Source organism: Rhizobium anhuiense bv. trifolii, from assembly GCF_024346605.1.
GTDB classification, from domain to species: Bacteria; Pseudomonadota; Alphaproteobacteria; order Rhizobiales; family Rhizobiaceae; genus Rhizobium; species Rhizobium anhuiense.
Genome location: NZ_CP098803.1, coordinates 2,701,044 through 2,715,972, shown reverse-complemented (window position 1 = coordinate 2,715,972; position 14,929 = coordinate 2,701,044). Strand labels below are relative to the sequence as shown.

Sequence of the window (14,929 nt, the reverse complement as noted above, 5' to 3'; positions counted from 1 at the left end):
CATGAGCGGCGTGAACGATATCCGGTCGACCTTCCTCGACTATTTCAAGAAGAACGGCCATGAGATTGTTCCGTCGAGCCCGCTCGTCCCGCGCAACGACCCGACGCTGATGTTCACCAATGCCGGCATGGTGCAGTTCAAGAATGTCTTCACCGGCCTGGAAAAGCGTCCTTATTCGACGGCGACGACCTCGCAGAAGTGCGTGCGCGCCGGCGGCAAGCACAACGACCTCGACAATGTCGGCTATACCGCGCGTCACCTGACCTTCTTCGAAATGCTCGGCAACTTCTCCTTCGGCGACTATTTCAAGGAGAATGCGATCGAGCTTGCCTGGAAGCTCGTGACCGAAGGTTTTGATCTGCCGAAGCATCGCCTGCTGGTAACCGTCTATTCCGAAGACGAAGAGGCAGCGACGCTGTGGAAGAAGATCGCCGGTTTCTCCGACGACAAGATCATCCGCATTCCGACCTCCGACAATTTCTGGCAGATGGGCGATACCGGCCCCTGCGGTCCGTGCTCGGAAATCTTCATCGACCAGGGCGAGAACGTCTGGGGCGGCCCTCCGGGCTCGCCGGAGGAAGATGGCGACCGGTTCTTGGAATTCTGGAACCTCGTCTTCATGCAGTTCGAACAGACGGAGCCCGGCGTTCGCAACCCGCTGCCGCGTCCGTCGATCGACACCGGCATGGGTCTGGAGCGGATGGCCTGCATTCTGCAGGGCGTTCAGAGCGTGTTCGACACCGATCTCTTCCGGACACTGATCGGCGCCATCGAGGATACGATGGGCGTCAAGGCGGAAGGCAGCGCCAGCCACCGCGTCATCGCCGACCACCTGCGCTCCTCGGCCTTCCTGATCGCCGACGGTGTGTTGCCGTCGAATGAGGGCCGCGGTTATGTCCTGCGCCGCATCATGCGCCGCGCCATGCGCCATGCGCAGCTGCTCGGCGCCAAGGAGCCGCTGATGTACAAGCTGCTGCCGACGCTGGTGCAGCAGATGGGCCGCGCCTATCCGGAGCTGGTGCGCGCCGAGGCGCTGATCTCGGAAACGCTGAAGCTCGAGGAAAACCGCTTCCGCAAGACGCTCGAACGTGGCCTGTCGCTTCTTTCGGACGCGACGACGGATCTTTCCAAGGGCGATATGCTGGATGGCGAGACCGCCTTCAAGCTCTACGACACCTACGGCTTCCCGCTCGATCTGACGCAGGATGCATTGCGTGCCCGTGAGATCGGCGTCGACATCTCCGGCTTCACCGATGCGATGCAGCGCCAGAAGGCCGAAGCCCGCTCGCACTGGGCCGGTTCCGGCGAAAAGGCGACCGAAACCGTGTGGTTCGAGCTCAAGGAAAAACACGGCGCGACCGAATTCCTGGGCTACGACACCGAAACGGCTGAAGGCGTCGTGCAGGCGATCGTCAAGGACGGCGCGGTTTCCACCGAGGCCGGGGCCGGCGACAAGGTACAGATCGTCGTCAGCCAGACGCCGTTCTACGGCGAATCCGGCGGCCAGATGGGCGATACCGGGGTGATCTCGTCCGACCACGGCAAGATCGAGATTTCAGATACGCAGAAGAGGGGCGAAGGCCTGTTCGTGCATCTGGGTACCGTCATCGAAGGCGTGGTCAAGGATGGCGATGCTGTCGCGTTGACGGTCGATCATGCCCGCCGTTCGCGCCTGCGCGCCAATCACTCGGCAACCCACCTGTTGCATGAGGCGCTGCGCGAAGTGCTGGGCACTCATGTGGCACAGAAGGGTTCGCTGGTAGCACCCGAGCGCCTGCGTTTCGACGTTTCGCATCCGAAGCCGATGTCGGCCGAAGAGCTGAAAATCGTCGAGGATATGGCAAATGAGATCGTGCTGCAGAATTCGCCGGTCACCACGAGGCTGATGAGCGTCGACGATGCGATCGCCGAAGGTGCGATGGCGCTGTTCGGTGAGAAATACGGCGATGAAGTCCGCGTCGTGGCGATGGGCGAGGGTGTGCGCGGCGCCAAGGCCGGCAAGCCCTATTCGATCGAACTCTGCGGCGGCACGCATGTCGGAGCCACCGGCCAGATCGGCCTGATCCGCGTTCTCGGCGAAAGCGCCGTCGGCGCCGGCGTTCGCCGCATCGAGGCCGTCACCGGCGAATCGGCGCGCGAATATCTGGCCGAACAGGACGAGCGCGTGAAGACGCTTGCCGCCTCGCTGAAGGTTCAACCGTCAGACGTTCTCTCGCGCGTCGAAGCGCTGATCGACGAGCGCCGCAAGCTCGAAAAGGAACTGGCCGACGCCAAGCGCAAGCTCGCCATGGGCGGCGGGCAGGGCGGCTCGGCCGATTCCGTGCGCGAAGTCGCCGGCGTCAAGTTCCTCGGCAAGTCGATATCGGGCGTCGATCCCAAAGATCTGAAGGGGCTCGCCGATGACGGGAAGACCAGCATCGGCTCGGGCGTCGTGACGCTCATCGGCGTTTCCGAGGATGGCAAGGCAAGCGCGGTCGTTGCCGTGACGCCCGACCTCGTTGATCGCTTCAGCGCCGTTGATCTGGTGCGCGTCGCTTCTGCCGCGCTTGGCGGCAAGGGCGGCGGCGGCCGTCCGGACATGGCGCAAGCTGGCGGCCCTGATGGCGCCAAGGCCGACGAAGCCCTTGAGGCAGTTGCGTCGGCACTTGCAGGCTGACCATCAGCCTGACGGCGTTTGACATGTGGACCGGCTGCGAGATCTGGATTTCGCAGCCGGTTTTATTTTGCGCAGAAGCCTGCGGCGGTCAGTTTCGCGCTTGCAAAGCGAGGCGGCAGGCGAGCCCGGCAAAAACAGTCGCCAGCATATATTGCGGCATCTTCGGAAAGCGGCTGAGCGAGGCCAGCCGCGTGCGAATTTGGCTTCCGAGAATAATGACGGCTCCATTGACGACGAGGCCGATGCCGTTCAGCACGGTCGCAAGCACCAGCATCTGCATCGTGATCGAGCCGCTTTGCGCAGTCACGAATTGCGGAAAGAGGGCCATGACGAAGAGGGCCATTTTCGGATTGAGCAGATTGGTGGCGAGACCTGCAAAGAAGATGCGTCTGCCCGAAAGCCGTCTCAATGTCGATGCTGGCGCAAAGGCGGTGACTTCCGAGAGGATTGTCTTATAGGCCAAATAGAGAAGATAGCAGCAGCCGGCCCAGCGCACTGCTTCATAGATAGCGGGCACCGTCACGAAGAGCTGAGAGAGCCCGAAAGCGGCGGCAAGGGCGTGGCAATAGGTGCCGAGCGCGATGCCGGCATAGGTCAGAAATCCGGCGGCGCGTCCCTGGCTGACACTGCGCGAGGCGATCAGCAGCATGTCGGGACCGGGCGTGGCTGTCAGCACCAGCGCTGCGGCGGCAAAAATCATCAATGTTGAAAAATCCGGCATCAGTCATTCCTTTTGGGTTCGAGCCGGACTTCCGCCCTATGCCGGATTCGTCGAAAGCGCAAGTCAGCAGGATTTGTCAAATCGGGTTATGTTCTTCTTTGGCCGATCGATTTGCACGAGGTTTGACATGAACGGCGAAACGGCATGGGCACTTTATGAAAACCGTCTGCGACGGGTTTCGGCCTATATTCACGACCATTTGGACGAGGAGCTGGATATGGAGCGCCTTGCCGAAATCGCCTGCATGTCGAGCTATCACTGGCACAGGATCTACCGGGCGATTTACGGCGAGACGCTGGCGGCAACCGTCAAGCGGCTCAGGCTGCATCATGCGGCAGGCGAGATCGTCCGCACGGAACTTGCCGTCAGTGAAATAGCGAAGCGATCAGGCTATCCCAATCTCCAATCCTTCAATCGCATCTTCAAGTCGGTCTACGGCATGCCGCCGGCCCGCTACCGGAAAGAGGGAAGCCACACAGCCTATGAGCCCTCACCCAACGGAAAGACCAAAGCGATGTTAGACGTTACCATACGCGAGATCGGGCCGATCGAGCTGATCGGCGTTGCCCATACCGGTTCCTACATGCAGATCGACAAGGCCTTCGAGACGCTGTTCGGCACGCTTTATGCTCGCGGCCTCGCCAAGCCCGAGATGCGGATGATCGGCGTCTATCTCGATGATCCCGATATCGTGCCGTTGGAAAAGCTGCGTTCGATCGCCTGCGTCACCGGCGCTGCCGACGTGCCGGCCGATGCGCCGTTCGAGCGGCGCACGATCGACGGCGGCGATTATGCCGTGCTGCGCCACAAGGGCCCCTATGCCAATATGCCCAAGTCCTATCAATGGCTCTTTGCCGAATGGCTGCCGAAGTCCGGCCGGCAACTGAAGGACAGGCTCATGTTCGAGGAATATCTCAACAATCCGCGCGAGGTGCCGCCGACCGAGCTTCTGACGGACATTCACATGCCGCTTGTCTGACGGCGGATATCTCCGGAGCGGCGGTCGGGCCGCCGCTCCAGGTTTTACAGATTAAGCCGCCTGCATCGTCTTGCCGGCTTCGTCGTCCAGCGCATTCGCGCGCTTGTAGGCCTCACGCCCGCTGATGCGGCCGAAATAATCGACGAAGGCCTGGCGCTTCTCGATACTGCCGAAACCGAGGCCCCAGCCGATATGCGAGCCGACATAGACGTCGGCGGCGGTGAAGCGTTCGCCGGCGACGTAGGTCGAGCCGGAGACCGCCATTTCGAGCGTATTCATGACGTCGCCGAAACCGCCGCAGCCGGCCATACGTAGGCGATCCTTCGGAATTTCGAAGCCGAGCCCCTTCATCGTTACCGCCGATTCGAGCGGACCGGCGGCAAAGAACATCCAGCGGTAATAGCGGGCGCGCTCCTCCGGCGTCGGCGCCAGCGCCTTTTCGGGGAAGGTGTCGGCGAGATAGGCGCAGATCGCCGCGCATTCGGTGACGATGGTATCGCCGTGACGGATCGCCGGCACCTTGCCCATCGGATTGACCGCGAGATATTCGGGCGCCTTCATGGTTTCGCCGAAGGTCAGCAGTTCGGTGCGATAGGGCTGGCCGATCTCCTCCAGCATCCAGCGCGCGATGCGGCCGCGCGACATCGGGTTCGTGTAGAATACCAGTTCTTCCGTCATGAGATCCTCCTCGTGCTGCCGTAATTCTGCGGTCTTGCCGTTCCCCGGAATCAATAGTGCGGCGAGGCCTTTGTGCAACCCCAGCCGCTTAAAGCGCCTTTCGGTACTGGATGAAACCCGAGCGCTCGGCGATCCTGTCATAGAGCCGCCGCGCCGTTGCATTGGTTTCATGCGTCATCCAATAGAGCCGGCCTGCGCCGTTTTTGCGGGCGAGGTCGGCGACGGCGTCGATCAGTGCGGCGCCGGTGCCGAGCCCGCGTTGGGTGTTTTCGACATAGAGATCCTGCAGATAGCAGGTCCATTGCGGCAGCCAGCAGGAGCGGTGAAAGATGGCATGGACGATGCCGACGAGACGGCCATCTTCATCAAAGGCGCCGAGCGCGTGCATCGGTTCGTCAGGATCGTGGAAGCGAGCCCAGGTGAGATCGGTGGTTTCGGGCGGAATGACCACCTCATAGAAGCGCTGATAGGCTTCCCATAAGGGTTCCCATGCGGCGCGGTCGGCGGGTTCAAGCGGTCGCAGGATGGCCGTCATCGGTTCATTCGCCAATTGAAAACGGCGGGGAAATCCCCGCCGTTTCGATCTTATCTCGGAAAGGCCGGCTTACGCCATGGCCTTCTGGAGGTTCTGGTCGATCTTGTCGAGGAAGGCGGTGGTGGACAGCCACGGCTGGTCGGGGCCGATCAAGAGCGCCAGATCCTTGGTCATGAAACCGGATTCGACGGTATCGACGCAGACCTTTTCGAGCGTTGCGGCAAAGCGGGCAAGCTCCGCATTGTCGTCGAGCTTGGCGCGATGCGCCAGACCACGGGTCCAGGCAAAGATCGAGGCGATCGAGTTCGTCGAGGTTTCCTGGCCCTTCTGGTGCTGGCGATAGTGGCGGGTGACGGTGCCGTGAGCGGCTTCGGCTTCGACCGTCTTGCCATCGGGGGTCAGCAGCACCGAGGTCATCAGGCCGAGCGAACCGAAGCCCTGGGCGACGGTGTCGGACTGGACGTCGCCGTCATAGTTCTTGCAGGCCCAGACGTAGCCACCGGACCACTTCAGCGCCGAGGCGACCATGTCGTCGATCAGGCGGTGTTCGTAGGTGATGCCGGCTTCCTTGAACTGATCCTTGAACTCGGTCTCGAAGACTTCCTCGAAGATGTCCTTGAAGCGGCCGTCATAGGCCTTGAGAATGGTGTTCTTGGTGGAGAGATAGACCGGCCACTTGCGCATCAGCCCGTACATCATCGAGGCGCGGGCGAATTCGCGGATCGATTCGTCGAGATTGTACATGGCCATGGCGACGCCGGCGCCCGGTGCGTTGAACACTTCCTTCTCGATGACGGTGCCGTCCTCGCCGACGAACTTGATCGTCAGCTTGCCCTTGCCGGGGAATTTGAAGTCGGTGGCGCGGTACTGGTCGCCGAAAGCGTGGCGGCCGACGACGATCGGCTGCGTCCAGCCGGGAACCAGGCGCGGCACGTTGCGGCAAATGATCGGCTCGCGGAAGATGACGCCGCCGAGGATGTTGCGGATCGTGCCGTTCGGGCTCTTCCACATTTCCTTGAGGTTGAATTCCTTGACGCGGGCTTCATCCGGCGTGATCGTCGCGCACTTGATGCCGACGCCGTACTTCTTGATGGCATTGGCGGCATCGACGGTCACCTGGTCATTGGTGGCGTCGCGGTTTTCGACGGACAGGTCGAAATAGTCGATGTCGAGATCGAGATACGGATGGATCAGCTTGTCCTTGATGAGCTGCCAGATGATGCGCGTCATTTCATCGCCGTCGAGATCGGCGACGGGATTGGCGACCTTGATCTTGTTCATGTATCTGCCTCGTTCGAGCTTGAAGGGGGACGGGGTCCCGGGTGGGTGACGTGATGAGGAGCGCTATAGCATTGTGAACCGGGAACGCAAAGCTGCAACGGGTTCTGCAATGCGTTTTTGCTGCATTGCCAAGTGCCGGAATTCGGCTAGTGTCCGCCTTGATTTGCCGCCCCTCGGATATTCGACCATGAAGACAATCGCCGTTGTTATCGCAAGCCTTATCGCCTTTTCCGGCATCGGCCATGCCGCCGATGTCACCGCCCCCGTGAAGGAGATCATGGACGCGACCAAGAGCAACTGGGCGGACAATAACAGCGACTGGACCGACATCTTCGACGCAAGCCGGCTCGACCATCTTTACAGCCGCGATTTCGTCGCGAGATACCAGGCGGCGGCGCAATTTCCCGCGGTCGACGACGACGGCATATCGCCGTTCGACTACGACGTCATCGTCAACGGCCAGGATGCCTGCCCGCTGCAGGATCTGACGATGGCGGCAACACCTGTGGTCAACGGGACGGCCGAGGTGACTGTGCGCTTCCAGAAATCCGCCTGCTCCGATGCGCCCGATGCCAAGGACTATACGACCGTTCGTTTCGAAGTGGTCGAAGAAGACGGCAAGCCAGTGATCGACGATATCGTCACCGAGAATATCGAAACGCAGGCCCGTGATTCCCTGAAGGCGACGATGGCGCTGATTGCCAAGGGCCAATAGACGCGCCACATTCGATCGATGCCGAAGGATTCGAGCCCGGCGAATGTTCCGATCGTTGCCGTGGTTTGATTTCCGCTCTTGCGGCGGTATCTGTCGATCCTTCTGCGGCATGAGGGGCTTTGCATTTGTTTTCCGGTTTTCAGTTCCGCGACTGGCTGCTTGCCAATGATCCGGCGCTTTCGCGCCTGCGCATGGCCTCGCGGGTAACGCTGACGATCATCTTCTCATTTTTAATCCTTCTCGCCATCCATATGTTCATCCTGCCGTTGCCGACGGCGGCTTTCGGCCTCGGCATCGTGCTGTCGATCGAGGGTGGGGTGGCCGTTCGCGACAAGGGCAATACGCGCCAGCTGGTGACGCGGCTCTTCGGTTGCGTCGCAAGCCTTGGCGTCGTCGCCATCGCGGCGGGCCTCGAGGATCGCCGTTTATTCTCCGACCTCGTCTTCCTGGTGGTGATCGCGCTCGCATCGGCCGGGCGGGTGTTCGGGCCGCGCGGTTTTGCGATCGGCATGTTCGCCTTCACCTCCTATTTCATGGGCGCCTATTTCCGGCCTCCGCTGGCCGAGCTGCCTGATGTGGCGATCGGCCCCGTCGTCTCCGTGCTCGTCGGCCATCTGGTGAGAGCCGTATTGTTGCCGGACGACTGGCGGCGCGACCTGCTCCGCTCGCTCGAAAGTGTGCGCGGCCGGATCAACCAGATCCTCTTCAAGCTCGCCGCCCTCGCCGTCGGCGCCGAGATCGGTGAAGCCGACCGGCAGGAACTGCGCCAGTTGGAAGACCGGCTGAAGGAAGTGGTGCTGATGGCCGAAACCTTCATCCCGCGCCCGTCCGGCGGCGTTTTCGATGCCACCGCCGATCCGGCCGCAGAATTGGCGATCCGGCTCTTCGATGCGCATCTGGCCGCCGAGAGCGCAATCGTGCGGAGTTTCCAGAGCCCGCCGCCTTTTGCGCTCATCCATGCCGTAATCGAGGCCGATAGCACGGAACTTGCAAGATTTGCGGAGATGGCCGAAGCCATCAAGGACCAGCCGCAAGGCGAAACCGTGCGGGCGCTGCTCTGGCTCGGCGAGGCGCGGCAGCAGTTGACACAGGCGATCGGCGAGGGGCAGACCTCGGGATTCTCCGGCATCGACGCCGTCAAGGATACTGTGCTGCCTGAGAAGATCGACTTTTCCTTTGCCAATCCCCTGCTTCGCTCGGCGCTGCAGATCACGCTCGCCTCAGCGCTTGCCATGGCTTTTGGCCTGGCTCTCTCGCGCGAGCGCTGGTTCTGGGCGGTGCTTGCCGCCTTCCTCGTTTTCACCAACACCAATTCGCGCGGCGATACGGCGATGAAAGCGCTGTCGCGTTCGCTCGGCACCGTGTTCGGGATCGCCATCGGGCTTGTGCTGGCGACGCTGATTTCGGGCGAGCCTGATATCGCCATTCCGATCGCCGCCGTCTGCATCTTTCTGGCCTTCTATTTCCTGCAGGTTTCCTATGCGACGATGACCTTCTTCATCTCGATCGTGCTCTGCCTGGTCTACGGCATGACCGGCGTGCTGACGCTCGATCTGTTGAAGCTGCGCATCGGCGAGACCATGATCGGGGCGGCGGCGGGAACGGCGGTCGCCTTCATCGTCTTCCCCACGCGCACGCGCGGGGCGCTCGATGCCGCACTTGCCCGTTGGTTCCAGGCGTTGCGCGAGCTGCTTGGCGCGATCGGCGAGGGCAAGAGCGGTTTCGACCTGATCCGGTTGTCGCAGAAGATCGATGGCTGCTACCGCGACGTGACGGTGGCGGCGCGGCCCCTCGGCTCGTCCTGGTCGGTGGTGACGCGCCCGGGCCAGATCCGCCAGACGCTGGCGATCTTCCTCTCCTGCACCTATTGGGCGCGTATCCTGGCGAAGAGTTATGACGCGCCGGCCGCTGACGACAATCTGAAGACGCTGATCGCGGCGGATCTGGCGCTGATCGACAATGCGGCCCGGCGCGGCTCGAGCTGTTTCCTCATCAAGCGCAAGGCGTCGCGGACAACTGGCCGGCACCTGCCGCTATCGCGCGAGGGCGCGAAACTTGGGCTCGAAATGATCGGTTCGGCGCTGGAAAGACTCTATCCCCCTGCAGACGTCTTGCCGTTTGCAGCGGGCGAGGCTATTGCGCGCTCGAAACAGGGATAGGACCATGGCAGGTACGAACAGCGAGCGTCAACTTCTGGCCGAAGGCCCGGCCATCATTCTGGTCGAGCCGCAGATGGGCGAGAATATCGGCATGGTGGCGCGCGCCATGGCGAATTTCGGCCTTGCCGAACTGCGCCTGGTCAATCCGCGCGATGGCTGGCCGAACGAAAAGGCGCTGGCGACCGCTTCCAAAGCCGATCACGTGATCGAGGCGACCAAGGTCTACGACACGCTGGAGCAGGCGGTTGCCGATCTTAATTTTGTCTATGCGACGACGGCGCGCGAGCGCGACGGCTACAAGCCGGTGCGCTCGCCCGTCATCGCCGCCGAGACACTTCGGGCGAGGTTCCGCGCCGGCGAGGGCACCGGCATCCTCTTCGGGCGCGAGCGCTGGGGGCTGACCAACGAGGAGGTGGCGCTTGCCGACGAAATCGTCACCTTTCCCGTCAATCCCGCCTTTGCCTCGCTGAACATTGCCCAGGCCGTGCTGCTGATGTCCTATGAATGGATGAAATCCGGCATGGAGGATCTCGGCGCCGTTCCGTTCCAGGCGATGGGGCAGACGCCTTCGACCAAGGAACAGCTTTTCGGCCTGTTCGACCAGCTGGAAGAGGCGCTCGATGCCCGCGGTTATTTCCATCCTGCCGGGAAAAAGCCGAAAATGGTCGACAATCTGCGCGCTGTCTTATCCCGCCGGGCTTTCACGGAGCAGGAAATCAGCGTGTTGCGCGGCGTCATCTCCTCCCTCGACCGCTTCTCGCGCAAGAGCCCGCGCGGAGGCCGGTTCCCGCCAGCGGCCAAGGAAACACCGCCCGATGACAGCGACGACGCGTGAGCTGAAACCTATTCTTCTCTTCGATTCCGGCATCGGCGGGCTGACCGTCTTGCGCGAGGCGCGCGTGCTGATGCCGGAACGCGGCTTCATCTATGTCGCCGACGATGCCGGCTTTCCCTATGGCGGCTGGGAGGAGCAGGCCCTGAAGGAGCGGATCATCGGACTTTTCGGCAAACTGTTGGCGGATCACGATCCCGAAGTCTGCATCATCGCCTGCAACACAGCCTTCACGCTTGTTGGTGCCGATCTGCGCGCCGCCTTTCCGCAGATGACCTTCGTCGGCACCGTGCCGGCAATCAAGCCGGCGGCGGAGCGCACGCGGTCCGGCCTGGTCTCGGTGCTCGCCACTCCCGGCACGGTGAAGCGAGCCTATACGCGCGACCTCATCCAGTCCTTCGCCCAGCAATGCCACGTCCGCCTCGTCGGCTCGGAGAACCTTGCGCGCATGGCGGAGGCTTATATTCGTGGTGACGCCGTCTCCGACGAGGCCGTGCTTGGCGAAATCGACCAATGCTTCGTCGAGAAGGACGGTCGGAAAACCGATATCGTCGTGCTCGCCTGCACACATTATCCTTTCATGGCCAATCTCTTCCGCCGGCTTGCGCCCTGGCCGGTCGACTGGCTCGACCCCGCCGAGGCGATCGCGCGCCGCGCCCGCACGCTGGTGCCGCTGGTCGCCGATGCCGTACACCCGGACAATTTCGACTTCGCGGTCTTCACCTCCGGCCAACAGGATTTCGCCACGCGGCGGCTGATGCAGGGCTTCGGCTTGCGGGCGTAGCGCGGCGACGGGATGTAGGATCGCGGCGATGGATCCTCTTCTCGGGTGAGCCCGGAATTGTCCTGTGGGTTGGCGAAATCCGGTCCTGAAAGATAGCGCATTCTTTGATAGACGGGGCGATGCCGTTTCGGAAGAATGGCGCTTCGTTCATGTGAGTCTCTTCGCCGCGAGGATCAGCATTGCAGGTTGGCATCGATATGGGATTGGCGTCCGGCAGCCCGGCGACGCTCGATATCGAGGAGCTGCTGGCGACCCGTCTGCTCGTGCAGGGCAATTCCGGATCGGGCAAGTCGCATCTGTTGCGCCGCCTGCTCGAGCAATCGGCGCAATGGGTGCAGCAGGTCATCATCGATCCCGAGGGTGATTTCGTCACGCTCAGCAACAGGTTCGGCCATGTCGTCGTCGACGGTGAACGGACCGAGGCGGAATTGGCGGGCATTGCCAACCGTATCCGTCAGCATCGCGTTTCCTGTGTGCTGACGCTCGAAGGCCTCGATATCGAGCAGCAGATGCGCGCTGCCGCCGCCTTCCTCAATGGCATGTTCGATGCCGATCGCGAATATTGGTATCCGGTTCTCGTCGTCGTCGATGAGGCGCAGATGTTTGCGCCGTCGGTCGGCGGCGATGTCTCGGAAGATGCGCGCAAGATGTCACTTGGCGCGATGACCAACCTGATGTGCCGCGGACGCAAGCGTGGTCTTGCCGGCGTGATCGCGACGCAGCGGCTGGCCAAGCTCGCCAAGAACGTCGCCGCCGAGGCCTCGAACTTCCTGATGGGCCGCACCTTCCTCGATATCGACATGGCGCGCGCCGCCGACCTGCTTGGTATGGATCGGCGCCAGGCCGAGATGTTCCGCGACCTGAAGCGTGGCAATTTCGTCGCTCTCGGACCGGCGCTGTCGCGCCGGCCGCTGCCGATCCAGATCGGCGCGGTGGAGACTTCGGCGCGCTCGTCCAGCCCGAAGCTGATGCCGCTGCCGGATGCGCCTCAGGATGTCGAGGACCTGATCTTCACGCCCGATCCGGAAGAATTCCAGCGCCCGCCCATGCGCCGCGCTGCGCCGGCGCCGCGGCCGACGACCGACATTCTCGCCGAACTCTCGCGCTCGACGCCGGCAGCCTCGGCCGCACCTGCCGAGGCGAGGGCGAGCCAGGTGGAGGTCTCTGCCGAGGAGCGGGAGGAGCGCCTTGCTGGCGTGCTTGCCGAAATCCTCGACGATCCCACCTCCGGTTTCCGCACCGATTCGGTGCTTTACCAGGATTTTCTCGTGCGGCTGCGCATGCGCCGTGTGCCGGGACCACCGATCGCCCTGCCGGATTTCCGTCGGCGCGTGGCGATCTCGCGCTCGGGCGTTGATGCGGAAACGGCCGCGAGCGATGCCTGGGCAACGGCGCTGTCGCTGTCGTCAGGCGTCACCGACGATTTGCAGGGTGTCTTCCTGATGCTCGCCAAGGCGGCCGTCTGCGGCGAACCGTGCCCGTCGGACGCCCGGATCGCCCGCGCCTACGGCACCCATTCCGCCCGCCGCGCCCGCCGCCTGCTTGGCTATTTCGAGGAGCAGGGCATCGTCGTCGTGCACACGGATTTCTCTGGCAAGCGCATCGTCGCTTTTCCGGATATGAACTGCCAGACCGCACCTGGCGACGCCAACGCGCTTGATACAGGCGGCGACCAGCCGTTGGCGGCAGAATAGTGGCGCGTTCAGGCTGTGCCGCTGTTGACATTTTCATGACGGCCCTCTAAAGACCGCCGCAAGCACCGGGCAGCAATGCCCGGTGTTTCATTTGACATGTCCCGTGGATCGTTTCTGTTCGCTAACCGAAACATCCTGTCAGATCTCGGCAGAGATCAGAGGAGGGCGTGTTTCCTTCGTGCGGTTTGGTAACAAATCGTCATAAACCTTTGAAAGGAAATACGATGAGCAAGCGCGAATCGTCCAAGTACAAAATTGACCGCCGTATGGGCGAAAATATCTGGGGCCGTCCGAAGTCCCCGGTGAACCGCCGCGAATACGGCCCGGGCCAGCACGGCCAGCGCCGCAAGGGCAAGCTTTCGGACTTCGGTGTGCAGCTGCGCGCCAAGCAGAAGCTCAAGGGCTACTACGGCGACCTGCGCGAAAAGCAGTTCCGCGCGATCTTCGCCGAAGCTGACCGCCGCAAGGGCGACACCTCTGAAAACCTGATCGGCCTGTTGGAATCGCGTCTGGACGCCATCGTCTATCGCGCCAAGTTCGTTCCGACGGTCTTTGCTGCCCGTCAGTTCGTCAACCATGGCCACGTCACCGTCAACGGCGTTCGCGTCAACATCGGTTCCTACCGTTGCAAGGCCGGCGACGTCATCGAAGTTCGCGAAAAATCGAAGCAGCTGGTGACCGTTCTGGAAGCCGTCAGCCTCGCAGAGCGCGACGTTCCTGACTATATCGAAGTCGATCACAACAAGATGGTCGCAACCTTCGGCCGCGTTCCGACGCTCAGCGACGTTCCGTTCCCGGTCGTCATGGAACCGCACCTGGTCGTCGAATTCTATTCGCGTTAATGCCTTCGTCTCGCAGTCGAAACCGATTGCGGGACAACAGCATGCGCCGATATATGGAAAGCCGCTCTTTCGAGCGGCTTTTTTGCGATCTGGAGAGAAGCGATGGCAGATTTGCAGGCGACCCTCGATAGCATCTACGCCGATATCCAGCCGCGGATCGGCGAGGGCAAGGTCGCGGACTATATTCCCGAGCTCGCCAAGGTCGATCCGAAGCAGTTCGGCATGGCGATCGTCACTGTCGACGGTAAGGTTTACCGTGTCGGCGATGCCGATACTGCCTTTTCGATCCAGAGCATATCGAAGGTGTTCATGCTGACGCTGGCGCTCGGCAAGGTCGGCGAGGGGCTGTGGAAGCGGGTTGGGCGCGAACCCTCCGGATCGGCTTTCAACTCGATCGTCCAGCTCGAGCACGAGAGCGGCATCCCGCGCAATCCCTTCATCAATGCCGGCGCGATTGCCGTCAGCGACGTCGTCATGGCCGGTCATGCGCCGCGCGAGGCAATCGGCGAGCTGCTGCGCTTCGTGCGTTATCTCGCCGATGACGAGTCGATCACCATCGACGACAAGGTGGCTCGTTCGGAGACGCAGACGGGCTACCGCAATTTCGCGCTCGCCAACTTCATGCGCGCCTATCGCAATCTCGACCATCCCGTCGACCACGTGCTCGGCGTTTATTTCCATCAATGCGCGCTGTCGATGACTTGTGAGCAGCTCGCCCGCGCCGGGCTGTTCCTGGCGGCGCGCGGCAGCAATCCGACGACCGGCCATTCGGTGGTCTCGCCGAAGCGGGCGCGGCGCATCAATGCGCTGATGCTGACCTGCGGACATTACGACGGCTCTGGTGATTTCGCCTATCATGTCGGCCTGCCCGGCAAGAGCGGCGTCGGCGGCGGCATCTTCGCGGTGGCGCCCGGTATCGCCTCGATCGCGGTGTGGTCGCCGGGGCTGAACAAGGTCGGTAATTCGCAGCTCGGCGCCGCGGCGTTGGAAATGCTTGCAGCCCGCACCGGCTGGTCGGTTTTCGGCGATTGATGCTGTGTTGCCAGGCGGCTT

At 62.4% G+C, this 14,929-nt stretch carries 13 protein-coding genes; 9 read left to right on the top strand and 4 right to left on the bottom strand.

Going from position 1 to position 14,929, the window contains the following annotated elements; genetic code table 11:
• Position 1: 1 nt before the first annotated feature.
• A complete protein-coding gene (alaS, locus tag NE851_RS22160; RefSeq protein WP_254957750.1) occupies positions 2-2,656 on the top strand; it encodes an alanine--tRNA ligase in 2,655 nt (884 codons plus the stop codon).
• A gap of 88 nt (positions 2,657-2,744) precedes the next feature.
• Here the strand turns inward: alaS and NE851_RS22155 are convergent, their stop codons facing one another.
• Entirely contained in the window at positions 2,745-3,377 is a 633-nt protein-coding gene (locus NE851_RS22155) for a LysE family translocator (RefSeq protein WP_254957749.1), read from the bottom strand.
• Between the two features lie 127 nt (positions 3,378-3,504).
• Here NE851_RS22155 and NE851_RS22150 point away from each other — a divergent pair, with 127 nt between their 5' ends.
• Positions 3,505-4,356, top strand: a complete 852-nt coding sequence (locus tag NE851_RS22150) for an AraC family transcriptional regulator (protein WP_028758076.1) — start codon at positions 3,505-3,507, stop codon at positions 4,354-4,356.
• A gap of 51 nt (positions 4,357-4,407) precedes the next feature.
• Here NE851_RS22150 and NE851_RS22145 read toward each other — a convergent pair whose 3' ends face one another.
• The 3 genes from NE851_RS22145 to NE851_RS22135 form a co-directional block, all read right to left on the bottom strand.
• The gene (locus NE851_RS22145; RefSeq protein WP_028756196.1) at positions 4,408-5,034 is read right to left on the bottom strand and encodes a glutathione S-transferase family protein; all 627 of its coding nucleotides are present in this window, start codon (positions 5,032-5,034) and stop codon (positions 4,408-4,410) included.
• An 88-nt stretch (positions 5,035-5,122) separates the two neighbouring features.
• Entirely contained in the window at positions 5,123-5,569 is a 447-nt protein-coding gene (locus NE851_RS22140) for a GNAT family N-acetyltransferase (RefSeq protein WP_028758075.1), read from the bottom strand.
• 69 nt (positions 5,570-5,638) lie between these two features.
• Complete coding sequence (locus tag NE851_RS22135) at positions 5,639-6,850, bottom strand: NADP-dependent isocitrate dehydrogenase (RefSeq protein WP_028756198.1); 1,212 nt, start codon at positions 6,848-6,850, stop codon at positions 5,639-5,641.
• A 187-nt stretch (positions 6,851-7,037) separates the two neighbouring features.
• Between NE851_RS22135 and NE851_RS22130 the strand changes: the two genes are divergently transcribed.
• From NE851_RS22130 to NE851_RS22100, 7 genes are all read left to right on the top strand, one after another.
• Complete coding sequence (locus tag NE851_RS22130) at positions 7,038-7,565, top strand: hypothetical protein (RefSeq protein WP_254957748.1); 528 nt, start codon at positions 7,038-7,040, stop codon at positions 7,563-7,565.
• A gap of 119 nt (positions 7,566-7,684) precedes the next feature.
• Positions 7,685-9,724: an FUSC family protein gene (locus NE851_RS22125; protein ID WP_254957746.1), complete on the top strand. Its 2,040-nt coding sequence runs from the start codon at positions 7,685-7,687 to the stop codon at positions 9,722-9,724.
• A 4-nt stretch (positions 9,725-9,728) separates the two neighbouring features.
• On the top strand, positions 9,729-10,559 hold the full coding sequence (locus NE851_RS22120; RefSeq protein ID WP_028756200.1) for an RNA methyltransferase: 831 nt from the start codon (positions 9,729-9,731) through the stop codon (positions 10,557-10,559).
• Positions 10,540-11,340 carry a glutamate racemase gene (gene murI / locus NE851_RS22115; protein WP_028756201.1) on the top strand — a complete coding sequence of 267 codons (801 nt, stop codon included), beginning with the start codon at positions 10,540-10,542 and terminating at the stop codon, positions 11,338-11,340. The genes NE851_RS22120 and murI overlap by 20 nt, the downstream gene beginning before the upstream one ends.
• Before the next feature lie 179 nt (positions 11,341-11,519).
• A complete protein-coding gene (locus tag NE851_RS22110) occupies positions 11,520-13,034 on the top strand; it encodes a helicase HerA domain-containing protein (protein ID WP_254957743.1) in 1,515 nt (504 codons plus the stop codon).
• Between the two features lie 224 nt (positions 13,035-13,258).
• Complete coding sequence (gene rpsD / locus NE851_RS22105; protein ID WP_004676212.1) at positions 13,259-13,876, top strand: 30S ribosomal protein S4; 618 nt, start codon at positions 13,259-13,261, stop codon at positions 13,874-13,876.
• Between the two features lie 102 nt (positions 13,877-13,978).
• Entirely contained in the window at positions 13,979-14,908 is a 930-nt protein-coding gene (locus NE851_RS22100) for a glutaminase (protein WP_028758072.1), read from the top strand.
• Positions 14,909-14,929: the final 21 nt, after the last annotated feature.

What these genes read in the sequence shown, in the direction of transcription:
- NE851_RS22100 (WP_028758072.1), top strand. Translation starts at nt 13,979, where the DNA reads ATGGCAGATTTGCAGGCGACCCTCGATAGCATCTACGCCGATATCCAG.
- murI (WP_028756201.1), top strand. Translation starts at nt 10,540, where the DNA reads ATGACAGCGACGACGCGTGAGCTGAAACCTATTCTTCTCTTCGATTCC.
- alaS (WP_254957750.1), top strand. Translation starts at nt 2, where the DNA reads ATGAGCGGCGTGAACGATATCCGGTCGACCTTCCTCGACTATTTCAAG.
- NE851_RS22145 (WP_028756196.1), bottom strand. Translation starts at nt 5,034, where the DNA reads ATGACGGAAGAACTGGTATTCTACACGAACCCGATGTCGCGCGGCCGC.
- NE851_RS22150 (WP_028758076.1), top strand. Translation starts at nt 3,505, where the DNA reads ATGAACGGCGAAACGGCATGGGCACTTTATGAAAACCGTCTGCGACGG.
- NE851_RS22155 (WP_254957749.1), bottom strand. Translation starts at nt 3,377, where the DNA reads ATGCCGGATTTTTCAACATTGATGATTTTTGCCGCCGCAGCGCTGGTG.
- NE851_RS22140 (WP_028758075.1), bottom strand. Translation starts at nt 5,569, where the DNA reads ATGACGGCCATCCTGCGACCGCTTGAACCCGCCGACCGCGCCGCATGG.
- rpsD (WP_004676212.1), top strand. Translation starts at nt 13,259, where the DNA reads ATGAGCAAGCGCGAATCGTCCAAGTACAAAATTGACCGCCGTATGGGC.
- NE851_RS22120 (WP_028756200.1), top strand. Translation starts at nt 9,729, where the DNA reads ATGGCAGGTACGAACAGCGAGCGTCAACTTCTGGCCGAAGGCCCGGCC.
- NE851_RS22135 (WP_028756198.1), bottom strand. Translation starts at nt 6,850, where the DNA reads ATGAACAAGATCAAGGTCGCCAATCCCGTCGCCGATCTCGACGGCGAT.
- NE851_RS22130 (WP_254957748.1), top strand. Translation starts at nt 7,038, where the DNA reads ATGAAGACAATCGCCGTTGTTATCGCAAGCCTTATCGCCTTTTCCGGC.